This window comes from Methylobacter luteus IMV-B-3098 (assembly GCF_000427625.1).
GTDB classification, from domain to species: Bacteria; Pseudomonadota; Gammaproteobacteria; order Methylococcales; family Methylomonadaceae; genus Methylobacter; species Methylobacter luteus.
In genome coordinates, this window is record NZ_KE386569.1 from 1664566 (window position 1) to 1690845 (window position 26280).

At 51.1% G+C, this 26280-nt stretch carries 21 protein-coding genes; 11 read left to right on the forward strand and 10 right to left on the reverse strand.

From position 1 onward, the window contains the following. Nucleotides 1–61: 61 nt before the first annotated feature. Complete coding sequence (locus tag METLU_RS0109605) at nt 62–1513, forward strand: carotenoid oxygenase family protein (RefSeq protein ID WP_027158018.1); 1452 nt, start codon at nt 62–64, stop codon at nt 1511–1513. Between the two features lie 156 nt (nt 1514–1669). On the opposite strand, the gene METLU_RS0109610 is transcribed toward METLU_RS0109605, so the two are convergent. Then, on the reverse strand, nt 1670–2941 hold the full coding sequence (locus METLU_RS0109610) for an IS110 family RNA-guided transposase (RefSeq protein WP_027157521.1): 1272 nt from the start codon (nt 2939–2941) through the stop codon (nt 1670–1672). Nucleotides 2942–4291: 1350 nt separating this feature from the next. On the opposite strand from METLU_RS0109610, the gene METLU_RS0109625 reads away from it, so the two are divergent. The 6 genes from METLU_RS0109625 (at nt 4292) to METLU_RS0109650 (ending at nt 8822) form a co-directional block, all read left to right on the forward strand. Beyond that, nucleotides 4292–5029, forward strand: coding sequence for a TorF family putative porin (locus METLU_RS0109625; protein ID WP_027158020.1), 738 nt, complete (start codon nt 4292–4294; stop codon nt 5027–5029). Nucleotides 5030–5120: 91 nt separating this feature from the next. Continuing rightward, a complete protein-coding gene (locus METLU_RS0109630; RefSeq protein ID WP_027158021.1) occupies nt 5121–5714 on the forward strand; it encodes an RNA polymerase sigma factor in 594 nt (197 codons plus the stop codon). A 4-nt stretch (nt 5715–5718) separates the two neighbouring features. Then, entirely contained in the window at nt 5719–6393 is a 675-nt protein-coding gene (locus METLU_RS0109635; RefSeq protein WP_027158022.1) for an anti-sigma factor family protein, read from the forward strand. Next, nucleotides 6390–7643, forward strand: coding sequence for a S8 family peptidase (locus tag METLU_RS0109640; protein ID WP_027158023.1), 1254 nt, complete (start codon nt 6390–6392; stop codon nt 7641–7643). Before METLU_RS0109635 ends, METLU_RS0109640 begins: the two co-directional genes overlap by 4 nt. A 230-nt stretch (nt 7644–7873) precedes the next feature. Next, complete coding sequence (locus METLU_RS0109645) at nt 7874–8239, forward strand: helix-turn-helix domain-containing protein (RefSeq protein ID WP_027156756.1); 366 nt, start codon at nt 7874–7876, stop codon at nt 8237–8239. Further along, nucleotides 8178–8822, forward strand: a complete 645-nt coding sequence (locus METLU_RS0109650; protein ID WP_196806481.1) for an IS630 family transposase — start codon at nt 8178–8180, stop codon at nt 8820–8822. Before METLU_RS0109645 ends, METLU_RS0109650 begins: the two co-directional genes overlap by 62 nt. 76 nt (nt 8823–8898) lie before the next feature. Here the strand turns inward: METLU_RS0109650 and METLU_RS0109655 are convergent, their stop codons facing one another. Then, a complete protein-coding gene (locus METLU_RS0109655) occupies nt 8899–9183 on the reverse strand; it encodes a hypothetical protein (RefSeq protein WP_027158024.1) in 285 nt (94 codons plus the stop codon). A 728-nt stretch (nt 9184–9911) separates the two neighbouring features. On the opposite strand from METLU_RS0109655, the gene METLU_RS0109660 reads away from it, so the two are divergent. Further along, complete coding sequence (locus tag METLU_RS0109660; protein WP_027158025.1) at nt 9912–10262, forward strand: tetratricopeptide repeat protein; 351 nt, start codon at nt 9912–9914, stop codon at nt 10260–10262. On the opposite strand, the gene METLU_RS0109665 is transcribed toward METLU_RS0109660, so the two are convergent. Beyond that, the gene (locus tag METLU_RS0109665) at nt 10263–12446 is read right to left on the reverse strand and encodes a S8 family peptidase (RefSeq protein ID WP_081679069.1); all 2184 of its coding nucleotides are present in this window, start codon (nt 12444–12446) and stop codon (nt 10263–10265) included. A gap of 1593 nt (nt 12447–14039) precedes the next feature. Between METLU_RS0109665 and METLU_RS0109670 the strand changes: the two genes are divergently transcribed. The 3 genes from METLU_RS0109670 (at nt 14040) to METLU_RS0109680 (ending at nt 18460) form a co-directional block, all read left to right on the forward strand. Further along, nucleotides 14040–14402 (forward strand): roadblock/LC7 domain-containing protein, encoded by a 363-nt coding sequence (locus tag METLU_RS0109670; protein WP_027158027.1) that lies wholly within the window; start codon nt 14040–14042, stop codon nt 14400–14402. A 231-nt stretch (nt 14403–14633) separates the two neighbouring features. Continuing rightward, nucleotides 14634–17330, forward strand: a complete 2697-nt coding sequence (locus METLU_RS0109675; RefSeq protein WP_027158028.1) for a SpoIIE family protein phosphatase — start codon at nt 14634–14636, stop codon at nt 17328–17330. 2 nt (nt 17331–17332) lie between these two features. Continuing rightward, nucleotides 17333–18460, forward strand: coding sequence for a PhnD/SsuA/transferrin family substrate-binding protein (locus tag METLU_RS0109680; RefSeq protein ID WP_027158029.1), 1128 nt, complete (start codon nt 17333–17335; stop codon nt 18458–18460). A 147-nt stretch (nt 18461–18607) separates the two neighbouring features. Here the strand turns inward: METLU_RS0109680 and METLU_RS0109685 are convergent, their stop codons facing one another. The 7 genes from METLU_RS0109685 to METLU_RS26700 form a co-directional block, all read right to left on the reverse strand. Continuing rightward, entirely contained in the window at nt 18608–19720 is a 1113-nt protein-coding gene (locus tag METLU_RS0109685) for an ABC transporter permease (RefSeq protein ID WP_027158030.1), read from the reverse strand. A gap of 2 nt (nt 19721–19722) precedes the next feature. Then, nucleotides 19723–20856, reverse strand: a complete 1134-nt coding sequence (locus METLU_RS0109690) for an ABC transporter permease (protein ID WP_027158031.1) — start codon at nt 20854–20856, stop codon at nt 19723–19725. After that, nucleotides 20853–22604 carry an ATP-binding cassette domain-containing protein gene (locus tag METLU_RS0109695; protein ID WP_027158032.1) on the reverse strand — a complete coding sequence of 584 codons (1752 nt, stop codon included), beginning with the start codon at nt 22602–22604 and terminating at the stop codon, nt 20853–20855. The genes METLU_RS0109690 and METLU_RS0109695 overlap by 4 nt, the downstream gene beginning before the upstream one ends. Next, entirely contained in the window at nt 22604–23632 is a 1029-nt protein-coding gene (locus METLU_RS0109700) for an efflux RND transporter periplasmic adaptor subunit (protein WP_027158033.1), read from the reverse strand. The genes METLU_RS0109695 and METLU_RS0109700 overlap by 1 nt, the downstream gene beginning before the upstream one ends. A 327-nt stretch (nt 23633–23959) precedes the next feature. Beyond that, on the reverse strand, nt 23960–24634 hold the full coding sequence (locus METLU_RS0109705; protein WP_027158034.1) for a thiopurine S-methyltransferase: 675 nt from the start codon (nt 24632–24634) through the stop codon (nt 23960–23962). Nucleotides 24635–25104: 470 nt separating this feature from the next. After that, nucleotides 25105–25608, reverse strand: a complete 504-nt coding sequence (locus METLU_RS0109710) for an REP-associated tyrosine transposase (protein ID WP_027158035.1) — start codon at nt 25606–25608, stop codon at nt 25105–25107. Nucleotides 25609–25788: 180 nt separating this feature from the next. Beyond that, complete coding sequence (locus METLU_RS26700) at nt 25789–26229, reverse strand: hypothetical protein (protein WP_051299865.1); 441 nt, start codon at nt 26227–26229, stop codon at nt 25789–25791. Nucleotides 26230–26280 lie beyond the last annotated feature (51 nt).

A 26280-nucleotide genomic window follows, 5' to 3' on the forward strand; every position in this document is an offset into this window, starting at 1 on the left:
GCGCACGGAGCCGGGCAATCGGGTTCCGGCGCAATCACTTGCTGTTCCAGGAGGGCAGATCATGAAGCAGTCACCTTACCGGCTAGGATTCACCACGCTTGAAGCCGAGGCTAGCATCGATGATTTACCCGTCCACGGGACCGTCCCCACGTGGCTTCAGGGCACTCTTTTCCGAAACGGCCCGGCCAAGTTCGAGGTAGGCCAGCAGGGATATAATCACTGGTTTGATGGCCTCGCCATGCTTCACCGATTCGCGTTCTCCGGCGGCCGCGTTTCATACGCCAACCGCTTCCTTCATAGCCGATCCTACCGGGAGGCCATGGAATTCGGGAAGATCGGCCGGCGCGAGTTTTCGACCTGTCCCGTGCGCACGCCTCTTCAGCGCGTCGCCGACTTCTTCTTTCCGAAATTCACCGATAACTGCAGCGTCTGCATCAACAAATTCGGGGACGAGATCGTGGCTCTCACCGAAAGCCCGCAGCCTTACCGGTTCGATCCGGAAACGCTGGAGACGCTCGGCGCCTATGCCTATCAGGACGACCTCGTCGGGCATATTTCGACCGCCCACCTGCACTTCGACTTTCAGCGGATGCGCCACTATGGCTACCTGCTGGAGTTCGGCCGGCAGAGCCGGTATCACCTCTACAGCATGGCAGCCGATACCGGGCGACGAGCGCGGGTAGCCTCCATCCCGGTGCGGAAACCGGCTTATATGCACTCGTTCGGGATGACGGAGCGCTACCTCGTTCTCACCGAGTTCCCGCTGGTGGTAAATCCGCTCAAGCTGCGTTTCAGCGGGCAGCCCTTCATCCGGAATTACGAATGGGAGCCTGAGCGCGGCATTCATTTTCACATCATCGACAAAGAGTCGGGGCGCCTGATGAAGTCGGTCCGGTCTTCACCCTACTTCGGCTTTCACCATGCTAATGCCTTCGAAGAAAACGGCGAGGTCGTGGTGGACATCGTGACCTATCCCGACGCCGGCATCATCGACCTGCTCTACCTCGACCGCCTTAGGTCGGGCCACCAGCCGCTGACGGCACTGGGGAAGCTGACGCGTTTCCGCATTGACATGAGCGGCGGGAAGAATGTCACGAGCGAGACGCTTTCCGAGACCCCTTTGGATTTTCCCCGTATCGACTACCGAAACCACGCCGGACATCCTTACCGCTATATTTACGGCGTAGGTACCGAAATCCCCGGCAACTTCAACGACAGACTGGTGAAACTGGACCTCGAAGGACGGAAGACGGCATCCTGGCATCAAAACGGCTGCTATCCGGGGGAGCCTGTGTTTGTGGCCGCTCCTGATGCGTCGAAAGAAGATGAGGGAGTCATCCTTTCGGTTGTCCTGGATGCTATGAAGGAAGCTTCTTTCTTATTGATCCTGTCGGCATCCAGCTACGAGGAACTGGCTCGTGCGGAGGTGCCGCACCCTATTCCCTTCGGGTTCCATGGAAACTATCTCACCGGGGGGAGCGGGCCACTCTCGTATCGGACGCTCCACAGTTAAATTTTATGGCAACGGCGCGGTGGCGAGCATAATCCAAAACGGTCTGTTATAACCCGACTATTCAACGGACCAGCCAAAGTGAACCGCTGACATTGGTCATTTATCACAATTCGGAATAAACACCCGAATGACCGGTTCACGCCCTGAGTTAGTCCGTCAAGCTTTTTCACTGATTTCGCCGCCTGGTTTTAGCAACGAGGAGCCCCGTTGTTCCAGCGCTTTGAGGTAAGTGGATTCATCATAGGGCTTACCGGTCTGCCAGCACCGGTAGAGGATACGTATCCATTTAAACGCCAGGGAACGCACAGCGGCTTGATAGGTTGAGCCCTTTGCGCGCTGCTGTCGGTAATATTGGCCCGCCCAGAATGATTTATTAATGGTCTGTGCCGCCCACTCGGTGAAGGTTTGTCGAAGAAAGGTCGGGCACTCCCACCGCCAATGCACCCAATGTTTCTTACCACTGCGCTCCGTTACTGGCGCAACGCCCGCATATTTTTGTAAATCTGCCGCACTCGGGTATCGATCTCGCTGCTCGCCAAACGCCACCAATAGCCTCGGCGCGAGCGATGAACCTGCGCCTGGCAATGCGCTAAACAAGGCATAATCAGGATGCTGACAGGCGATTTGCTCAATGGCCTGGTCAAATTGTTTAATCCCTTCCAGAGTAACGCTTAACTGTTCGATCAATACCTGTGCCTGTAGGCGATAGGGAATGATAATAGCCTCATCTAAAGTTAACGGCGTTGCAGTTTTGATCGCTGCCAGCCGCTCTTCCAACACCTGAGGAAAACGCATGTTATGTTGATGAAAAAAGGTGGCCAGCGTATTTTTTCGGGCCCGTTTGACTTGGGCCAGCGTTGGCCATTGGCGAATGAAAGCACAGAATAACGGGGTATCAATATGATCAAACCAGTCCAGGACTTGCGGATAATACTGCTTTAAGGCCGAACGCAGACGGTTGGTGAGACGGATTTTATCGTTAACCAAACTCCTTCTTTGCTCAACCAGGGATGACAAGGCTCGCATTTCCAGGCTTTGAGGCTGAAGGGGTTTAAAACGCTCGGGATGACGTAACAGTAGATCCACAGCGAATTCCGCATCCGTCGGATCATCCTTTGCCCTGCTCGGCGTAAAGGCTTCCCGATACTTGGCCAGCGTTCCAGGATTGATCGGATAAATGACAAAGCTATCAAATTTCTGCAGTGCATATACAATCGGACCTTTCGACAGTTCCACGGCGACCGCAATAGGTGAGCCAAACCGTTGAATTAAGGCTTGCGCCCAATCGTTGATCGATTCAACTTGATGGGGAATCACTGAAAACTCCCGCTTCGGGCTGTCTGCCGCTTGAAGGCAAACGTCATGCTTTCTGTCGGCCCAGTCAATACCGACAAAAGCTGTAAACGATGGCTTGTTAAGGCTATTCATACCTGATCTCCGGCGGGGTCGATTAACCAAGAGAAACATGCCTGCCTGAGATCTGCGAAAGCAATATAGGTGAGCCGATGCCGCGGCAAGCCCTGAGTATTCGTTAGTGATCCCAAGCGCACCCGTGGGCTCGAAACCAAACCGGTGAACATCTAAATGTTGGGGTCGAATTATTCGTAGCCCGCAGGTGCATGTCCTGCTTTACTGGCAGCTACCTGCCAGCTGTGCTGAGTATCACCTAAAACAGGACGGAAGGACTATAAAGGGTTGATTTTTGCCTGTCGATTAAGAGAATGGTCACTACCTTGGCAGCAACTTAACGAATAAGGTTAGATTGTGGTTCGCTTTGCTCACACAATCTAACCTTATTCGTTATGCACTACATAAAACCACGCACCAATGTAAAAAGCGCGGCGATTGCTAGCGCCCATCTGACTACCTCACTGATCAAGCTGTGCATCCTCATTCGTCGCTCGCTCTTAGGACTGACGGCGGACCAGTGTCGCGAGCATTCAATCTTGGAAATACTTAGCCACATGCCGATGAAATAGATGGACGTTACCGCAAACCATATGTAGCCCCAAGTTTCAGCATGTTCTTTCGTAATGTGGTTTGTTACGACCACATGCGCTACCAGTAAAGCAAAGAACCCTCCCATGAGACTGATGGCTAGCTTCGAGATAGGCGTCCAGAGCCGTGTTCCGCAGCCAGGACAAAGCCTCACGGTACCAGATGACAGTCTGAGCCCGTACGCTTTTTCTCGGACGACGCTGCGTCGATCGGAAAAGGCAATCGACGCTCCACAGTTGGGACAGGTGATTTGAGTCGAATTCATGGCGCCTAACTAGTAATTATATGGTTTCCCTATATCTTCAGTCTTTCGAGTCATTTCTGCAACAAGTCTATAGTATTAGGCAAGATCGCTAACAGCCTATCATCCTAAAATCGGGTGAAACAGATCCAGATATCATGGCATGTAGTTGGGATCCATATGAAAAGTATAAATTAGCTGGGGAAACTGAGAGTCTGCTGACTGGTATAGAGCAGACCCTCAATCAATTAATACGACAGGCAGCAAGGAGTTGACTCCGGGCTTTCGCAAGTAGCGCAGTTCATTCTTTTAGCGCGGCTCACATAGCCCGAAATAATGCATGAATTGGCAGTTAAAAAAACCGTAAAAGCAGTCCACCGGGCTTTTTTTGTGCTCTCCAGCAGATTCGCGAGGAATGGCGCGGATTTTTGTAGACTTTAGCTCAATCTAATGCTTTTATTTCAGCATCAGTGAGCTAAGAAAACCGACCAGACTCGGAGACTCAAACAATCCAATGAATCCAGTGTATTACATTAAGTATGCCTATTCGTGACTCTTTTCGGTTAATTTTTTTAAGATTAGCTCCCTTATCCTTCATTCTTTGGCTTCCGGTTTCGCAAGCGGACTGGCATGGGGATATAAAACTCCTGTCCGATTATGTCTATCGGGGGTATTCTAAAAGCAGAGGAAATCCTATTGTTCAGGCAAATATTGACTACCAAGATACTAGCGGATGGTTTGCCGGACTGGGCGTATCCCAGGTTCGCTTTGATGATCAACAGTACGCCGATCGTGCCGAGATTGAAATAAAACCCTACTTGGGCTGGAGTTTGCCGCTTTCCACGGACTGGAGGGCGGAGTTATCGGTCAGCGGTTATATTTATGATAATAAAATCTTCAATCATTCCGCTGATTACGCGGAATTTTACGCATCGCTGCATTATCAGGGCTGGCTAAGCGCCAGAGCATCCATCGCGCCGAATGCCTATCAGCGGCATGCCGATGTCGCCAATTACGAACTCACTTATCGTCGTGATTTATTGGATACCGTACAATTTTCCGCCGGCCTGGGCTATAACCAGGCCGGCGCGTTGCTTGGGCACGATTATTTCTACTGGAATGCCGGCTTCTCATGGTTTGCAACACCCTATTTATCTATAGATGTCCGTTATGTTGATGTTGCCCTCCCTAATCAAGAGTCCGAAGATCATCATGATGACTTTTATCCCCGGCAGCAGGAAAACAAGTACCTGTTCTCTGTCACGCTCGGGTTCTAAAAATATTTAAATGCGATTGAACCTTTTGCTTTATTGACGGAATATAGCTAGTAAGACAACCGATGATATCGGAAGGAAAACAGGTTAAACCATGTTGCGTTTAGTGCGTAATCAAACACCACCCATACCGGATAAGACTGCAACCGAAGTCGATGAATATGCATTGCTCCAGCGTATAGTCGAAGGGGATACGCTGGCGTTTGAAACGTTTTACAAGCTTTACTATCCCAGATTGTTCCGGTTCATTTTGCGTATTACCCGTCAGCCGGACCACATCGAGGAGTTGATACAGGAAACCTTGCTACTGATTTGGGAGAAGCCGGAACGCTTCAACCATAGTAGTAAAATTTCAACCTGGGTGTTTGGCATCGCGTATCGCAAGGCGCTTAAATCAATGTCCAGAGCAGCCAGAAGCAGCAATAATCTGGATGTCGATGAATACGGAGAAACCATAGCCGATCCATTAGCCAATCTGGCCGAGAATACCGAAACTCAAGATTGGCTGAATTGCGCGCTCGATATCCTGCCTGCCGATCAGCGTGCCGTGATCGAATTAACCTTTTATCACGGCCTGCCGTATCAAGAGATTGCCAAAATCCTCGACTGTCCGGAAAACACTATCAAAACTCGTATGTTTCATGCCCGCAAAAAGCTTCAGGCATTTGCGGAAGCAAAGGGGAATTAAGACCATGAACCAATTGACATCAATTAGCCAGACCCAACATCAAGAGGTCCAGTTTTTATTGCCTTGGTACGTGAACCAAAGCCTGCGGCAACATGAACATCGTCTGGTAGAAAACCACATTCGTCATTGCCTGCCATGCCGCAGGGAACTGGATAGTCTGCGCAAATTGGCCGAAGCTGTGACAATCGCATCCGATCTGGATCTGGCCGCGGAAACATCGTTCGCGGGCCTGCGGACAAAGCTGCCGGCAAGAGCCCCTGGCAGAGCGCAATCAGCCGCATCAGCAAAAACAGCGACACCCGGCAGAATCGGCAAGTTCGCAAATCAAACCGGTGTTCGTCTTGCAATGGCCGCGTCCCTGTTGCTGGCGGTTATTCCGTTAACCCTGCATACAGTCCAAACGAATACGACAGACCATTACTACACGCTTTCAGCCGCAAAACCCGAATCAGCTACCGGCAAGGAATTGCGAGTAGTTTTTGCCAAATCGTCATCTTCTGCGGAAGTCGCCGCTGTTCTGGCGGAAATACACGGCCAGCGCATCGGTGAACCCAACAGCGTTGGCGCCTTGACGGTACGGCTGGAAGCCGGCGGAAGCAGTCCTCGCCTGGAGGAAGCCATCGCCTTGTTACGAAGTCGCCAGGATGTGCTGCTGGCTGAACCTGTCATGCAGCCATGAAACTCGTCCGGTTTACGCTGCTGCTCGCATTGGTCGCGCTATTGACAACCGGCTGCGCCAATAAGACTGATTACTCACGCTTGGGTGACAGCCCAAACGTTGACGAAAGGCGCCTGCTAGTGACCTTTGTCGACCGGACCATCAACCGTAATTTACCCGGCAATACCCAGGACAGTTACCGGCTGCGTGGTCAATACAATAACTCCAGCTGGAGTGAACGTGTTGCCCGCCATCTTGCCGAGCGTTATCAATTGCAATTTGTCGCCCAGTGGCCAGTTACAGAATTAGGGGTCAGCTGTGTGGTTTATGGAGTCCCCGAAACATTGCCTTTGCGCCAGGTAATGGCTGCTTTGCAAAAAGATCAGGATGTTTCGTCGGTACAACAAATGCAGACTTTCAATGTGCTGGGCAATCAACATTCGGCTATCAAGCCCTACAGCGACCCGTACTTGCATTTGCAAACCGGCTTTCAATCATTGGGCATAGCGGAACTGCACAAATTCAGCACCGGCCAGGGTATACGCATTGCACTAATCGATACCGGCGTTGATGTTGATCATCCTGATTTGAAAGGTCAAATCAGCTATTCCGAAAATGTGGCGCCGGAGCCAGGTGATCACAGTCTGGCAGAGCTTCACGGAACTGCTGTGGCTGGCGTATTGTCGGCACGTGCCGATAACGGAATTGGCATTGCCGGCATCGCGCCGGAAGCCGAAATTCTGGCTTTTCGCGCCTGCTGGCCGGATAACCCGGGTTCCTTGGCTGCACGCTGCAACAGTTTTACCCTGGCCCTGGCGCTCAATCAGGCCATTCGCCTGAAAAGTCGCATCATCAATCTCAGCTTGAGCGGCCCTGAAGATCCTTTGCTGAAGATGCTGATTGAGAAAGCGCTGAGCGAAGGCATCATTGTCATTGCGGCTGTTCCAGGCAAAGATCAAATCGGAAGCTTTCCGGCCAATGTGCCTGGCGTGCTGGCAGTAGGGCGTGGTGGGGAAGCGGAAAATTTAAGCTTTATTGCCCCAGGTCAGGACATTCTTACGACAGTCCCCCATGGGGCGTATGATTTTATGAGCGGCAGTTCTTTTGCCACACCGCATGTCGCAGGTCTCATAGCTCTACTTCTGCAACTTCATCCTGATTGGCAAATCAGCGATATCAAAAATCATCTCAATAGTGAATCAAGCTTATTAACTACACATACGCCGAATGCCTCATCGCTTAGAGATGAGCGCAATGCCACCCCTAACTGATTTCGTTAAATAAGGCGGATACGTTTTCCCTCGCATATTCTACTTACCGACTCTAGTAAACAAAATATGCGGCCACAATGCCTTCAGCCGGCTCAAGGTTTACCCGCCAGATCAGATAGAATCATCCGTAGTGCCTGTGAAATCTATTATCTCTAATTAGAGCAATTATCTTTTAGATAAAAACATGATATAAACTAACCTCTTGTTAAACGAAATGAGCCATTTTTATCATGCCCAAGCCTTATTCCGAAGATTTACGCAGCCGGGTGGCTGAAGCGGTTGCCGCAGGCCACACCGTGCGGGCCGTGGCTTTACAATACAAAGTCAGTCCGGCCTTTGTCTGCCGAATGCACGCCTTGTGGCGTGAAACCGGAGCCGTTCAAGGCAAGCCCTTTGGCGGCTACAGACGCTCGCGGCTGGAACCTTATGAAGCCGCCATCAAGGAACAGTTAGCGAGTAGTCCGTCGATGACCTTGCAGGAACTGCAGGCTTGGCTGGGACGCGAACACAGCCTAAGTGTTTCGATCTCGGCCATTGATAAGTTTATTAGGCGCAAGCTGGGCTATCGCTATAAAAAAAACGCTGGTCGCCAGTGAGCAGCAACGCGCAGATGTCGCGATGGCCCGAGAGCAATGGCAAGCCTGGCAGCAAACCTGCGATCTGTCAAAGTTGGTGTTTCTGGATGAAACGGGCGTCTCCACGAACATGATCCGTCGCTATGGCCGGGCCTTGGGTGGCGCCCGCTGTCGGGATGCGGCACCGGCAGGCCATTGGCAAACCCTGACCTTCATTGCCGGCTTGCGTGCCGACCGGCTCACCGCGCCCTGGTGTCTGGACCAGGCCATGACGGGCGAAGCCTTCAAGGAATATCTGCGCTCGCAACTGGGACCGACCTTGAAGCCCGGCGACATCGTCATCTGTGACAATCTGTCCGCCCATAAGGTGGCGGAAGTCCAGTCCATTGTTGAAGCGCACGGGGCGACGATCCAATATCTGCCGCCCTATAGTCCTGAGCTGAATCCGATCGAGCAAGTCTTCGCCAAACTGAAGGCGTTGCTGCGCAAGGCCGCCGAGCGCACTTACGACAAGCTCTGGCAACTCATTGGTAAGCTGTTGGATGAGTTTCAAGCGGATGAGTGCCTCAATCTCTTCAGGCATTCAGGCTATGTTTCTACGTAATAGATAATTGCTCTAGCCATCTCAAGGCGGATATCTCTCTATATTCTGGTTCCACAGCCTGAAGTATTTAGCGGAGTTAAGTGATGCCACTAATACCGGGCTCTTTAGATTCTCTGATTAACGCTTTGATCAATGCTCTTTGCACATCGGGATCGTTTTTATTCTGTACAAGCCATTTAGAAAGCGTTTGGCAATTACAGTCGATGAATATTGCCACCTCCATGATATTAAACCCATTCTCAATGTATTTGATAATGTCGGCTTTCTGATTATCTATGCAGCATACCCCAATTGGCCTGCCTAATATACCGCCAAGGGCTTTTCTGGCTTGTAATGAGCTTTTTATGCGGTTTGAGATCATTTGTCGTTCCATTTGAGCTGATGATAGGATGAAAAAAGTTCAGCCATGCTTCTGGATAATCGGCTAATTCAAAAACAATCTAAATTACACTTAGTAAATCCCTCTAAAGATGGATAGGTTCAAAAGAGATATATAAATATTGTCGCTGCCGTTGATACATGGGTTCTACCCTTACAAAACCTGAGCTCTTGCCTGAACTGATTGATGATATGGAGCGGAAGCGCAGTAGGCCATGAGAACGATAATAGTGGACGGCATGAATAGCCTGTCTATTCTCTGGCTGGCATTGAAAAGTCATTGCCATATAAAATATAAAAGTGTGACAACCTGCGCACAGCACGCATAAAGATTAGTCAACTATTAATGATTGACTCCACAGTAACCGATATTCTGCTCAATATTCGTTACCCTCATTCCACCCGCTGCTCGCCTTCTGCGTTTTGCCACAAGTCTGGGCCGTACGGCCATTTAGAGACCGGTATCTTTACCCGTGTTTTTTGACATTGAATGCCAAGACAACCTGTCTTGCGTGTTAGTGCATATCAAGTGTTTATACGTATTGTGTACTCAATTCACGCCATGGTAGTTTTACTGAAAATCCTATAGATTTTAAACTGCATAATTCAAAGTCATTACTGATTAATCCGTTTTCACGTAGGTCGAAAGAGCTTGCTTTTCAAGCATTTTTTACCTAAACCATCCGACAATCACAACAAAGACTTTATTTTATGAACATTATCAAAAACACAGCGTTAACTTTATTACTGGGTTTCTCTTCAGGCGCAACCAGCGTTATCGCTTATGCGGAAGAAGCCGCCAAAAGTTCAGTTTACAGCCCGAATGAAGCCATTATGCATATTGAAGCGGCTAAAGTCGAAATCATCAAAAACGATTTCGTGCCGCCCAGCCAGCATATAAAAGAGGCACGCGCGGCTTCCGAGAAAGTAACGGGGGATCCGGACACCGTCAAAAAAGCGCACGCATGCATCATTCAGGCGCAAATCAAAACAAAACAGGGTGATATACAAGGCGCGACAGAGGAGTTGAACAAGGCGTTAGAGCTGTATAAGTCACTCTAATTAGAAATCGGGGATACGAATCCGCCGATAAGTTTGGGTGCTGACGGTGACAGGGATGCTGCCCGTCGTAACGATCCAGGCCGTTGCGTCTGCGACGCTGATGCCGGGAACGGCGGCCTTGATGGCAGCATATACGCCCGCTGCGTGCGGGGCTGCCTGCGATGTGCCGGCCATCTGCCTGGTGGCGGTTTTCGAGGCCCGGTCCGCGGATCTGATCGCTGTCCCCCCGCCGCCGCCTGGAGCCAACAGAATCGGTCCGGTGAAGCTGGCCGGGTTGCCGATGTTTGCGAAGTCATTGACGGATGTGCCGCTTGCATCGCTCATAACTGAACTTACCTTAATAGTCTGAGGGACGCAGGCCGGCCAACCGACCCCGTTACGTCTCCCTTCGTTCCCTGTAGCGACTACGACCGGAACCCCCCGGGAAGTCAGACTCTTGATAGCACTCGTGATATAGGCATGCAAATCCGGACAATCCGCGGAAGAAAGTGAGCCACCAAAGCTCATGTTGACCACATAAGGATTATTCGTGCCCGGCTTCGTGGCCGACAATACGGCGTTGAGGACAGCCAGAATGTCCGAGCTGAATGACACCGCCTTTAAGTTCGTTGTGTCATACGAGAACACTTGAGCCGAGATCAGTTTAGCGTCGGGCGCAACCCCCTGAAGATTCGATGGCGAAACTCGAGGACTGCGGCGGCCTGCGGCAATGCCGGCAATATGTGTGCCGTGCGAGCAGTCATGATGGGAGGAGGCAGACAACGCCAAAGATTTGCAGACTTCCAAGTCTCCGAACGGCTCTCCAGAGCCGGCCAGACCCAACGGGCTGTCGCCGGCGCCATTCTGTCTTGGGCAGATCGAACGATAACCCTGATTATTCGTGCCGAAACAAGCCTCATAGATGACCTTGGTCACACCGTTCATTTTGAAGAGCTCGTGATCTTTTCGCACGCCGGAATCGGCAATGATGATATTTTGACCGGCAGCGCGATATCCGGCGTCCCATGCGGATTGCATGTTCATCAGCCCGGTGCTGGTGGTCAGCGCTGTCCAGGCTGCGGGCCGGTTCAATTCGATGCCGAGAATTCTCGGGTCGGCATTTTTGTACAACTGCGTCAAGGAGTCATACGGAAGGCGCATATGGAGAGCCCCGATTTCGGGATAGCTCGCCACAACTGCTGATGACAGCAAAGCATCGGCATTAGCGAGGATATCGTCAAAAGCTCGCTGATTGGCGTCGGCTTGAGCCTTTAACGCTGTAGCCGACATGAAACCTGTCTTCGCGGAAAAAATTGCGCCGCCGCGCAATGTGATAACCACCTCCGCCGAACCATCCGCCTGTGCGGATGCCAGCACATCAGCCGGCCATTGGGCCGGGCGAGGGTCAACAAAGCCTATCGGCCGAATTGCCCTCACATCAACGCTTTCACGTAGCCCGTAGAATGCATTCTTGTCAATTTTTACCCGAAAACTTGGTCTGGGCACAGCAGCCAGGAACGGACTGAGATCAAAGTTCTTGAAGGTCCGGGCGAGCTCATGCGCTCCGATATCGCTCAAACGCTTGATGATCTGATCCGACAGCTCCACTGATGGTCGAAATACAGTCCTGCCGCTCCTGTCGATGTCGTAGTCGCCTTCATCGACGTTCAGAAACACCTCGACATCGGCAAAGCCTTTTGCATTGATCGCGGTTTCGATGGCGTCGAGGCTGCCGTCAATGTCATGCGCCCGGATGCGGTACATATGCGTCACATCGGGCATGAAGGCTGCCGCGCTGGCGCTGTTGGCCAGAACGCGAAGACCATTCGTATTCACATAGACCCCAATCTGGCCGATGCCGTTATTCCAGTATCCTGATGGCAACGCGTCCTGGCCCAGCTCAGCCAGCAGAATCTCCGCTTTCGACTCCATCTCCGCTTTTACGGAGAGCGGATCGCTTTTCATCGCCTCCAGTGTCACCGTGTCATCCAGCGTCACCAGGACACGGGCCGCGCCTTTTGAATTTGCCTCATCGAGCAATTTTGCATAGTCGCCGGGGTCGGATTGAGCGCCGAAGGCAATGGACGTCGCTAGCAGGATGGACAGCGCCAGCATGGCGCGGCCGCAGGGAATCCTGCCGAACGATGAGCAAAAGGCTCGTTCTGTCGTGTCGTTACCCATTACTGTTGGTTCAAACATAGCCATAATTATTGTTATTCCATAAGGGTTATAATTATTTCTATTCCAAACTAGTCCGGAGATCTCATAAAAAGGGAAATCCTGTGGAGTTCGATAAAATTCGGCTGCTTAAATTCAATCCAGACAAGAACCTGTCCATGACAACTTGTATCGCAGCCCAATAAATTCCTGCCGTTAAACGCTGCAAAATAACAGCCACCCTGTAGCATCCAATACAGACCTTGTTTGACCGTCACTGAACAACATTATTCGTTTTAATTCCGCTTTATATCAATGACAATGCCATTTTGCTGATTAGCGGCCAGCAAGTGCTGTTCCCGACACGTTGATGATGGGATAAGGAAGAAGATCAGAAAGCCGAACAGCCCCGCTCAAAATGTCTTTATATAAGCCCGTTCAAAATAACCGCCCTCGCCTCGATCCGTTCGTTATTTTTAGAGGCGCGTTTCAAGAAGCCAATGAAATACCCGAGTTAGTGTCCCAAAAACAATGTACCGATTAATCGGATCAGCCCGGGAAATGGCTCTTCCTTAAATCCCCCTTAAATCTTCCTTAATTTCAGTTGCTTACCAGGCAATCTTGACAAATTACACCATTTTTAGTAGTCCGACAGAAGCATTAAACGCCAGAAATTTTTGCTGAATTATGTATGGCAAAAACATTATATTTAATGAGGTTAATAGCGCATTTTTTCCGACGATTGTGTGTATTATCAGAAAATAACCTTTCACAGAAAGAGGTTATTCCGTCAACTCCCCCACCTATTAAACCGGCTATTACCGACCAGAATTATCGTTACATTCATTCTTATTTTGTGATTCGGTTCACATTTTACGATTTCCATTTTAGAAAATATTTTCATTTGGGTTTATGCTCTATCCCATGTAAGGAACAGCCGCGAGAATACTTGTTATTCCTGGGATTCGGACTGGGAAGTCCAGCTATCTACATACAGATTTAAGTTGAGGTGGAAAAAGTCCATCACGGAAATGCTTTCAAGGGTGTAGATAAATAAATGAGCACTTGCCGAAAGGTTTAAGTAAAAAAACAAGTCTTGGTGAGAAGACTTGAATGCACAAATTAGCCTCAAATAAAAAGAGAGATAAAAACTCCGACAATTTTAAAAGCCTTTTTGAAGCAACATCAGACCGTTAGTTTTGGCACTAGAACAGCCAGAGCAGTTTTCATGGAACGGGATGCGTTATGGGTGTTTCCAGAATGACCACATCCTGCCAGAAGCAGTGCTTGATTCAAAGGCTCATGAGCCGGCAAATAACCAGCCGGACATTAAAAACAAACTTGGCCCGCTCTGCATGACAGCATGACTTAAGTTGCCGGCATTAGCTTTGAAATTGTAACCGCTTAGGCGCTATGCCAGGTTACCGCTCATATAAATACAGGGTCGCAAGCCGCCTGAGGCTTGTGGATGCTACAGCAAACAGCCTGACCGCTATTTGCCCGATGCATTCGGTTTGTCATTGCCGACATCCCCATTTTTATCAGCCGGAATTTATCGGGCAGACATCAATATGCATGCCAGACAAGCCGGAGGCAGTTTGAATTTTCCATCAAATCGTAGTTATAAAAAATGAGGCTGAAATGCGAGCAGATATACTGACTTCTGTATTAATTGAATTAAACGGGACTTCGACGGATATCGAAGCGTCTGGAATTATTTCAACGGATGGCTTGATGATAGCAGCCGCGTTACCGGCCGGCATGGATGAAGACCGGGTTGGCGCGATGAGTTCGGCGATGCTGTCGCTGGGCGATCGGACTGCCCAGGAATTAGGCCGCAGCACCCTGGAACAGGTTTTAATAAAAGGCGATCGCGGGTACGTATTAATGACACATGCCGGAGAGGAAGCCGTATTAACTGTGCTGGCAAAGCCCAACGCAAGACTCGGCCTGATTTTTTTGGATGTCAGCAGAGCCGCTCAAAGTATTTCCGATATGTTGTAGAGCCACAAAACAAGATGTTTTTATACAAATATATGTTCATTAATAACATATATCTGATGCTGAATACCGACTTGCGTGTATTTTTTCCAGATACGCATAGAGTCTGTTAAACCCAGTGTTCCGGTGATATGCATGTACTCAATGTGTTGAGATCGGGCACCCGTTATCTGTATTAATTAAAAATTATAAAAATCAGATAAGGAAATAATAATAAAAATATGAGGAAACCCTATGCAACAGACTTTTCGACGAGTAATAACTTATTTGCTGAGTCAATACATCACTGTATTGTCGATATTGGCATTAGTTAACTGTTTAACCTATTTCGTTCTCACGACCGATTTATTAGAACAGGAAGGAAATATCGCTTTAGTGAAGCTCAGCAGTGATCAAAGCCGCTTGATCAGTGATATCAATTTTCTAACCTTGCAGCTCAGCCATACTACTGACCCAGGCAAAATTACTGCTATCCGTAGTCAAATTCTTAATGACCAGGTATTACTCAGAGATACTCTTGCCACATTAGAAAACGGCGACCGCTTCGTTCGTCGAGCCGACAAAATGGTTCGTGAGAAAGGCGTATTACCCAGTGAACTTAATTCAATATTTTTTGGAGAACCGATCGAATTAAGCCGCCAGATTAACAACTATCTCGAAGTATCAAAAAGCATAGTCATTGCCTCAAACAAAAAAGAAGAACTGGATCAGGCGGCATTGTTCAGGCTGCATTACGAATTGTCGCCACCCGTGCTGGAAGGTATCGAGAAAGCGACCTCAGCCTATCAAAAGCTGGGCGAGCACAAGCTGCGTAACACGATGAGTCTGCAAAACATCATCTTCATTATCGCATTAGGCACATTGGCCCTGGTTGGCTCTGTTCTACTGAGGCCTCTGATTTCAAAACTGCAAGAAACCACCTTCAGAATCCAGGAAGAGAAAAATTTTGCCGACAACGTGATTAACACGGCGGAGGCGCTCATTATCGGCCTTGATCCGGCAGGAAAAGTAACCTTATTCAACCACTATGCCGAAGAAAGCGTCGGTTGGGAAGAAGATGAAATCAAAGGTAGGGATTTCTTCGAACAGTTCATTCCAGCCCAAGAACAGGTGGTCCTGAAACAACTGTTTAACGGCATGATGGATGGATCAATCGAATTCGCGGATGAGGTTGAAACGCAGATGATGATTCGCAGCGGCGAACACATCAATATCGTCTGGCATACGACGGTCGTGCATGACTCAAGAACCCGCCGGCCGATCATGTTCCTGGCCACGGGTCTGGATATTACCGAACGTAAACAACAAGAACTCCAACTGCAACAGACGCATGCCGAACTGGAACAAATGAGCGCCCGTTTAAAAGGAGAAGTTGACCTTGCGGCGACATTGCAGCGTTCCATTTTGCCGAATCCCATTATCCAGCTGCCTGGCGTCCAGGGCAAAGCCAACCTGCTGACATCCAGTGAGGTGGGCGGCGACTATTATGACTATTATGTCGTTGACGGACACAAGACTGTATTGCTGGTCGGCGACGTCAGCGGCCACGGGGTTGCGGCCGGCACCATGGTGAGTGCCGCGAAAGCCGGTGTTTATCCGCTGGTGCATACCGGCGTCAGCAATCCGGCTGAAATTCTGCAATCATTAAACGAAACCATGTTGGCTACAGCCCATCAATCATTATTGATGACGATGGCTTGTATTACACTGGATGCAGTGACTGGCAAGCTCATTTTCGCCAATGCCGGACACGTATTGCCCTATCTGTGGAGACGCCAGGAACAACGATGGGAGATCCTGGAAGCTTCGGGCCTGCCGCTGGGAAAAAGTATCGATTCGGATTATTTCACGCCTTCCATTGAATTGCAGATGGAAATAGGCGACCGTATTTTCATGTTTACTGACGGCCTGGTAGAGGAAGAATCCCCTGATGGCGAAGCGTTCGGATTCGATCGGCTGGAAAACCTGCTTAACCAGTGCGGTGAAGTCGAGCCGGAAATTTTCCACAGCCGCTTGATGGGCGCATTGACCCAGCACTGCGCGGGAAGCACTTTTACCGATGACATCACCATTCTCGTCATCAACCATAGTGACCGTGTCATGCCGGTGGCCACCTCAGTGGAAGAAGCCAGCGACATCATTCGTCTCTCGGATACCTTTTATCGGCGCGGCGATCACCCTATTCCGCGCATTTCCCGTGAATTCGTGGTCTTTTTTGCGGAACAGGAATATGCGGATCTTCTGTCACGGTTCAGCCAGGATGGTATTTGCCGGGTTCTGCCGCGCAACAACAAAATCTGCCTTGATATCGGCTGGGAAAAACTGCTGAATCAGCATCATCATTCCATTAATGATGACTTATATACCTTGCTGCCCGCCTCTTCGCTGAGAAAACAGTTTCAGCTGACGCATACTGAAGACAAGGTCTTTATCATGGAAGAAATACAAGCCTGGCTGACCGATCAGCGAGTAGCCCAGGAAGAGCATCTTGAAAGCTTGATCGTCGCCATGGATGAAATGATCGAAAACAGTCTGTACGCGGCGCCCCGTGACGGAAAAGGCGTCCCCTACTACAAAAAAGGTGTATCGCGCGAACTCTCGGAACACGAAGAAGTGCGCATTGACATTGTTCTGACAGATAGGCACATGGGATTAATGGTGACCGATAACTGGGGCACATTGACCCCCGCCGTTTTCCTGAAAAGCATTTCTCATGCGATGGATTCGGGCGTTGAAGCCGGCATAGGGGGCGCCGGTCTTTATATGCTTTGGCGTTTGTCGGATTATTTTCAAATTCGCATCCTTCCACAACAAAGAACGCAAGTTACCACAGTATGGGATCTGAGCAGTCCAGTCAACATGGACACCAGTTCCGGATTTCAGTTTCTGTACCACAGCAAATACGATGCAGAAAACAAGGTAGGAGTCTAATAATGACCATTTCAACTTCACTCACAATCAAGCAGATTTCCAAGAACAACAACCAATACAGCTTTGATTGCGCCGGCTCAATCGACGCCCATGCCACACCCGCCTTCAGCGTGTTCACTTCGTTACCGGCCGAAGCCTCTGTCACACTGGATTTCAGCAATATTGAACGCGTCAATTCCATGGGATTATCATTATTGCTGAAACTGTTCGAGGAATGGGAGCATAGCGGCACGCGCGTGGAAGTACAAAACCTCAATCGAATGGTCAGCATGCTGTTTAAAATCACCGGCCTGGGGCGATTTGTCAAAGGCGCTACAGGCCAGGACAGCTCTGGCACGAAAATGATTGACCCCGCGCCGCCCGCGCATGCGCATAAAGCCGATACCGACGGCGAAGCGCCGGCCACCAACTCAAAATTAAATTTTGTCGCCAGTTTACAGACCGGCAGTCAACTAAGCGGTTGGTACCTGTTGAATACTTATCTGCAGCGGCGCCTGCAGAAAGTCATACATTTTGAACAGGCCCAGGACGTTAAAAACATCACGCCCGACATATTGTTCAGCAAGCCCTTTGAAGCCTGCGCCATGATGAAAAAAGGCTTCATCCCCTTGATGCGTCCCATTGCCGAAGCGGACGAGGTCGTCATTCTCTGCCGTTCCGACGATAAGCGGACTATGTCCGACATGAAAAACGTCAACGTTGTCACGGCAACGGAAGCGAGTTTTGTTTACCTGTTAGGACGGTTCCTGTGCGATGAAAGCCATGTCGATTCGTCGAAGCTCAATTACCATTTTGCCGGCAATGAAATCAAAGCGCTGCAAATGCTGATCAGAAAACAGGCCGATATATTGTTTGTGCTGAAAAAAACCTACGAGAACCTGTCATCGCTAAGCCGCAACAGCGTACGGCAACTGGACGCCAGCGACACCAACTTTACCTTTCACTTATTCAGCATCGCCCCTCACCTGCAATCGGAAAGCGACGCTTTAGGCACTGTCCTGGAGGACATGACAAACGATGAGCAAGGCAAGCAAATACTGCAGGATCTCCAGTTTCAAGGCTGGTGCAAACCGGAACAGGATGAACTGAACATGCTGCAAATGGTATTTGATCGCTATGTAGAGAGCTAGGCTAACCTCAACCAAGACAGCGGTAGCATGAAAGCGGGACGGGGTTTGCAACCTCGTCCCTAAAGTTTGTGCGGCATCCGAACCAAGTGGCTACACTTAACTAACGCAAAACTCTTCAACCCGGCACCATATCCCATCCGCAGGGTTTTAATACATACGCCGCCTGAACAGCCATGAGGCACAGATCAGGGTGACTATGCTAATCACGGCCAAAGGCCAGTATTGCGAAATCAATGCGGATGCCGACAGCCCTTCAAGAAAAACGCCTCGGACGATCACCAGAAAATAGCGCAAGGGATTGAGCAGCGTAAGATCCTGAACAAATGACGGCATGTTGGCAATCGGCGTCGCGAAGCCGGACAGAATAACGGCCGGGACGATAAACAGGAATGTCCCCAAAAGCCCCTGTTGCTGAGTGACAGACAACGATGAAATCATCAAGCCGATGCCGATGACGGAAAGGACAAACAGAACCACTCCCAGATACAGCGCCGCCAGACTGCCGATCATCGGAATCCTGAACCAGAACACGGCCATGAAAATGATGAACGAGGCTTCAAGAATACCGATGATTGCCGCCGGCAAGGCCTTGCCGACCAATATCTGAAAAGGCGTGAGCGGCGTCACCATCAGCTGGTCAAAAGTGCCCTGCTCGCGTTCGCGGGCAATTGAAAGCGCCGTGACGACGATAGTCACAACCAGCGTCAGCAGTCCCACAATGCCGGAAACGATAAACCACTGGCTTTCCAGATTCGGGTTGAACCAGGCCCTGATCTCCAGTTGCGCGGGGGGCAGCGGCAGGTTGTGCCGCTGAGCCCAGTCCAGATTGAACGCCGCCACGATGCTTTGCATGTAATTCAGGGCGATCATCGCCGTGTTGGAGTCGCGGCCGTCGATCAGAATCTGCGCCACGGCAGGCTTCTGGCCCGCATACAGGTCGCGGCTGAAATGCGGGCCGAGATGCAGTACGGCCAACACTTTCTTCTCATCGAGGGCTGGCGCGATCTGTTCCTGATGGGTGATTCTCAAAACCTCCGTAAACGCCGGCGCCGCCGTGAAGCGCTCGATAAAATCGCGCGAGGCGATGCTCCGGTCCTCGTTATAAATCGCGATGGGGATATGATTAAGGTCGAAAGTCGCGGCATAGCTGAATATGAAGAGCTGGATGACCGGCGGGCCAATCAATATAAAGCGGCTTTTCCTGTCCCTGACCAGAGCCAGAAATTCCTTGATCAATAGCGCATGAATCATGGCCCACATGATCACTCCAGCCGCTTCGGGGCCTTCTTCGCGGCCAGCCCGAAAAACACGGCCGCCATCAAGGCCAGCGCCAGCGCATTGGGCAAAATGACGGGCCAGATGTCACCGGCCAGAAACACGGTTTGCAAAATCGCGACGAAATAACGTGCGCCAACCAGATAAGTGAATGCCTGAATGACCGGCGGCATGCTGTTTATATTAAAAATGAATCCGGACAAGAGAAAAGCCGGCAGATAAGTGGCGATAATGGCCGCTTGCCCGGCGACGAACTGATTTTTAGCGATAATGGAAATCAGCAGCCCCATGCCCAGAGCGACCAGCAGAAATAACGTGCCGGTCAGCAACAATACCCAAAACGAACCGCGCAGCGGCACGTCGAACAAAAACACCGCCATGGCAATGGACAGCAGCAGCCCGCCCATGCCGAGCAGATAGTACGGAATCAGTTTGCCCAGCAGGACTTCGCCCATCGTGACCGGAGTCGCAATCATGGCCTCCAGCGTGCCGCGCTCCCATTCGCGGGCTACGACCATGGCCGTCAACAGCGCGCCGGTCAGCGTCATGATGATGGCAATCAGGCCCGGCACCAGAAAGTCCTTGCTTAAAACTGCGCTGTTATACCAGATCCGTTGCTGGGCGATGACCGGTCTTGACAGCGTTGTGCCTCGCATCGCGGCCAGATGACTCAGCCATTCATTCCATGTGCCCTGGACATAGCCCGAGATCAGGCGCGCGGTATTGGCGTCCACGCCATCGACGATGACCTGGATGGCCGGCGAGTTCTGCTTGAACAACTGGCTGCTGAAGTCCTCGCGCAGACGGATAATAGCCGTGATCTCCCGTGCCAGCAGCGCATGTTCCGCAGCCGCCATGTCGGCAAAATGGAATGATTGAAAATACTCGGAATGCTGAAAGGCCGCCGTGAAACCCGTGGTCTCGGGCGTGGTTTTATCCACAACCCAGCCCACGGGCACCTGCCTGGCGTCCAGTGATACGCCGTAACCGAACAGCAACAGCAGGAATACCGGCAATACGAAGGCAATGGCCAGACTGCTGGGATCGCGCCAGATTTGCAGAAACTCCTTGGCGATCAGCCCCTTCAGGCGCATGCGTTTTTTTACTCTTGAATCGCTCATGGCCGCTTTGCCTGTATCAGTTGGATAAACGCATCCTCCATGGTCGGATCGGGCAACGCCTCCGTGCGCGCCTGCCGTTTGATTTCAGACGGCGTGCCGCTAGTCAGAATATCGCCTTCCGCCATGATCACCAGGCGGTCGCAGTATTCGGCCTCTTCCATGAAATGCGTGGTGACCAGCACTGTGACCCCGGTCGCAGCCAGACGGTTGGTCCGGTTCCAGAATTCCCGCCTGGCCAATGGATCGACGCCGGACGTGGGCTCGTCGAGAAACAGGATTTCCGGCTCGTGCATCAATGCGCAGGCTATGGCCAGACGCTGCTTGTAGCCCAGCGACAAATCGCCGCTGTTGGCGTCCTTGTGCGCCTCGAGCTCAAATTGCTGCAAGGCCCACTGGATTCGATCGTCACGGCGGGCGTTACTCAGACCATAGACGCTGCTGAAAAACGCCAGATTCTGGCTCACGCTTAAATTCGAATAAAGCGAGAACTTCTGCGACATGTAGCCGATCCGTGCGCGGGCCCTGGCCGCCGCTTTGCGCAGATCGACGCCGGCGACCTGCAGTCGGCCGCTGCTGGCGGGCAGCAATCCGCACAGCATGCGAAAGGTCGTGGTTTTGCCGGCGCCGTTTGCACCCAGCAATCCGAAGACCTCACCGCGCCTGACCGTGAAACTCAACCTTTTAACCGCCTGAAAGTCGCCAAACCAGCGGTCGACGCCGTCAACGCGAATGATTTCCTCATCGGCGACAGGCACGGATGCTTCCGTTATCCTGTTTGCCTGCCGGACCGGCGCCCGGCGTTTGTTCAACAGCTCTATAAAAGCATCTTCCAGACGGGGGGCAATCGGCTCGATCCGGGTTCTGCCGTTGTCTGTCTTTAGCAATGCCGCATTGACTGAGTCCTCGCTGTCGCACACGATGCGCACCGCCTCGCCCTGAATGACCGCATCAGTAATGCCGGGCTGGCCGCTCAGGCGGTTTTGCAGATCGCGGTTGGAAAGATCGGGATGCGTGACTCGATAACAACGCCCCTGAACTTTTTTCCTGAAAGCATCCGGACTGCTGTGGTCCAGCAATTCGCCCTCATCCAGCAACATGACTTCCATGCAACGCTCGGCCTCGTCGAGATAGGCCGTGCTTAACAACACAGTCGTGCCGCTCGTCTTTACCTGCTGATCGATAATGCTCCACAACTCCCGTCTCGATACCGGATCGACCCCGACGCTAGGCTCATCCAGCAACAGCAGTTGCGGCTGGCTGAGCAACGTGCAGGCCAGCCCCAGTTTCTGCTTCATGCCGCCGGACAGGCGGCCGGCCAGACGCTTGGAAAAAGGCGTGAGATTCGTCATGCGGGTCAGTTCCTGAAAGCGTTGCGTCCTCTCCTCCCGGCCGATGCCGTGGAGGTCCGCATAAAGATTCAGGTTCTCCGCCACGCTGAGGTCTTCGTACAGACCGAAGCGCTGCGGCATGTAACCGATCAGGCCACGAAGCTGCGCGGCTTGGTTACTGCTGTCGCGTCCGAACACGGCGACACGGCCCGAATCCGGCAGCAACAATCCTGCCGCCAGCCGCATCAGCGTGGTTTTGCCGGCGCCGTCCGGCCCGACCAGGCCGGCTACCGTGCCTTTCGGCAGCGCCAATGACACATTCCGCAAGGCATCAACAGTGCGCCGGCCGGCAATAAAGCATTTGCTGACGGCCTGAAATTCGAGCGCGAAGACAGCCTGATCGCTGCGCGAATCAGGCATTACCGCTCCTTACAAGGAGGAGTCGCACTGCTTTCAGAATCTGAGGCGAAGGAAATGCTGACCGTGACCGGCATGCCAAGGCGCAATTCGTTTTGCGGATTGCAGGCGAAAACGCGCACCTGATAGACCAGGCTGGTGCGCAGTTCCGGCGTTTCCACGGTTTTCGGCGTGAACTCGGCCGTGGGTGAAATGAAACCAACCCAGCCGTCGTAGACTTTATCGGGATAGCTGTCCGTTTTGACCCGGGCTGGCATGCCGTATTTCAGTTTGCCCAGCTGCTTCTCTGGCACATAGATTCGCGCCCAGACCGGATCGATCAGCGCCAGCGTATAAACCGGCGTGTTGATATTGGCCATATCGCCGGGCTCCAGAATCCGGTCCTGGATGATGCCGTCGGCAGGCGCGTAAAGATGGGCATCCTGCCAGGCTTTTTTCGCCAGGTCGAATGCGCTTTCAGCGGCTTTCAGCAACGCCCTGGCTTCGGCGATGTCTTCCACGCGCGGGCCGATAACCGCAAGCGCCTGCAGTTCTTTCAAGGAACGCATTCTCTCTCTGGCCGCATCCAGTTCCGCTCTGGCACGGTCCAGTGACTGTATCGGCGCCGACTTTCGCCGAACCATCTCCTGCATCCTGTCAAACTCCTTTTGGGCAAATGCTACGGTTGCCTGCGCCGATTTGACATCCGCCTGCGTTTTGCGAATATCTTCAATACGCGATCCGGCCTCCAGCCTTGCCACCACCTGGCGCTGGGCCTCGGCTTTGGCTTCGGCGCTGTCCATCGCATACTGAAAACGTTCCAGATCCTGTACGGCCAGCAACTGGCCTTTTTTGACCCGGTCACCTTCCCTGGCGTATATCGCCGCGATGTACTCGGTGTCATGAAAAGTCAGTTCAACCTGGCGGATATCGATATTGCCGTATAGCGTCAGACTGTTTTCATCTGCCGGCTCGGGACGGCTGGCATACCAGCCGACAACCGCGATGCCGGCTATAACAACCAGGATAATGATGATTTTCAGTGGTCTCATGCTGTTATTTAAGTTAAATGAAGCATCCCTGCAGGCTGTTATCGTTGAAGACCGATGGTTAGCCAGACAGACAGGAGGAAAAGTTCACTTTGTAACTCAAGCGGGACGGAGTTTGCAACCCCATCCCTAATGTTTCAGATCGGCAACCTGTCCATCCGCATGGGTTCTCGTCTGGTTTAGCGACAGCACAAACGTTTGGAACGAGGATGCAAGCAGCGCATATCGGGCCTGCGTAATACGGAATTTCGAGACGCCGATGCTCCGTATCGCGTTTCATTTTATGCGGGCTGCTTGCGTCACTTACAGCCCGGATGTTCGGCGCCGCTATTAGGAAACCGATTTGGATGCGAGACGGTACACTTTATACTCGGCGCGTACAGGTAATTGATCCGGCCAATCGGGATCCACTTCGAACACGCTCTCAACATACGCCAGATCGATTTCAAAGCCCGACGAATACAGCGTCCTGATTTCTTCGCCAACACCAAACGCTTGCTTGAGCGTCTCTTTTTCTTCGGCATCCTCGATAGTCAGCAAAAAAACCTCGGAAGATTTCGGTGTAATCAACCGCAAGTGAGCGACATAATGCCGGCGGATATCTTCAGGGAGCGCGGTGAGGGCCGCCCGGTCATAGACCGTATCGATATTTCCCAGATCACCTTCGGTCAGCGAAAAGTAATCTCCGCATAAAATGCTGATTCTTCCATGTTTCCAAAGGGTAAATTTGCCGACACGCCGCCGTGATGGCTTGAGGCGGTTTTCAAGGAAAAAGGCCTGGACCGCGAGAGGGCTGAGCTCAACACCGACGACTTCGTATCCCTGTTCGGCAAGCCAGATCATATCCAGACTTTTGCCGCATAAAGGTACAAATACCCGGCTTCCCCTTGCCAGATTAAGGCTTGGCCAGAATCTGGCAAGAAGTTGATTAACCGCGCTTTGATGAAAATCGATTCGCCGTTCGCGCCATAGTTGCAACCAGAGTTTATTGTCCCGATCGATCATGATTGCCCCTCCGTCATAACCATAAGTTGCCGAAGGCGGCCAGTCGGCCCAAGGAAATACATGCAAGTTCAGTCCCCAGGCGATCTGAATATTGCTTTAGGATAAATAAATAGCAATGCGGGTAGTCCTTAGCATCTATGCAGACAGCATCGTACTTGATAGGGTAATCGGGCATGGCGAGTTCTTCCCATGTATTTAAAGTTTTGTGAAAAGGAAAATGTCAGATCGAACGGACACAAAACTTTGTGAGAAGAGGTATGAAGGTCGAATAGGCACCCGTAAGGTTTATTAGAGAGTACCACGTCCGGTATCTGAAGTGCCAAGTAATTCAGGGTTAAAGGTGGAAAAGCTTCGCTAAAGAATGAATGGGGGTAAGTAACCAAGACGTATCTCAAGCGGGACGGGGTTTGCAACCCCGTCCCTAACGTTTCTGCACCGTCCAAGCCAAACAGCTATGCTCAGCATGCGCATCATGTCGAAAACAATCTGATAAGAAGTGGAGAAGCCGGATTAGCCGACGACCAAAACCAATGCTCAGGCCGGGAAACATAGCCTTTCCGAACCGGATTTTCATGAATATAGTTAAGCTTTTGAAGATAGAAAGTAGGATTTTCGATCTTCTTCGGTGCATTAGTTTCCATCCAAAACCGGTAACTACCCTGCGCATCAACAAATAGTTTCAACACATTCGGCTCCGTGGTTTCAAGATTGCGTCTGAATTGACCGGAGGTGAACCGCTTGAAATCCCGTAAAAATCCCGCCATATCCGGCGAAGTCGCTATGAGATGGATATGGTTCAGCATAAAGACATAGCCGTTCAATTCCAGCCCTTTGTTGTCTTGGCAATAACGGATCGAATCGGACAGAATCTGCCAGCGGTTATGACGGTCGAACAGGTAATACCAGCGTTGAACGGTTAGCGTGAGAAAGTAAGTGCCGGCATTAAGCTCGGCGGCTACGCGTCGAGATGGCATGGCGAATCCTTTCTGGTTGAATCGTGGGCAATCATGTTTTTCCCTGCTCCATGTATTATAAAGACAACAGTAGTTCAAACATTAAACGTTAGGAGCGGGGTTGCAAACCCCGCTCCGCATGAATATTCCCTTTCGCTGGGTATTATAAAGGTAACTGTAGCTCAAACCTTTGGGATGGGGTTACAAACCCCGTCCTGCATGAGCATATAAATCCTTTCTATTAATAGCTAACCATTCGAAGAAGCGAGGACCTTCAGACGGAAGAGAACGGTCGTGAAGTATTAGATTTATTAAGGCGCGCACGATGTACTGAATTGCCTCGCCTTCAAGATCGACACTGATCGTTTCTTCATCTTCCATTTCCTTCCAATGCTTCAGCCAGTTTCTTGCCCTATTCATATGCATTTGAGAAATAACCTTCTCAGGAAAAGCTAAGTCAGCGGCTAATTTTTTCTTCACAAGCGAAAAAACTGATTGATCTCTGAGGATTTCGCCAATGATCTCCTCAGCAGCACCAGCCAAGGTTATTGCTGGAACGAAGGCATGATGATCCAAAAATAGACGGATTGACCAGTCGAGCTGATCTACAGCAGCATCAATCTTTGAGAGGAAGCAGTCCATAGTTTCTAATGTAATGTATACAATATTTGTTGTCTTAAAAAAAACCCAACT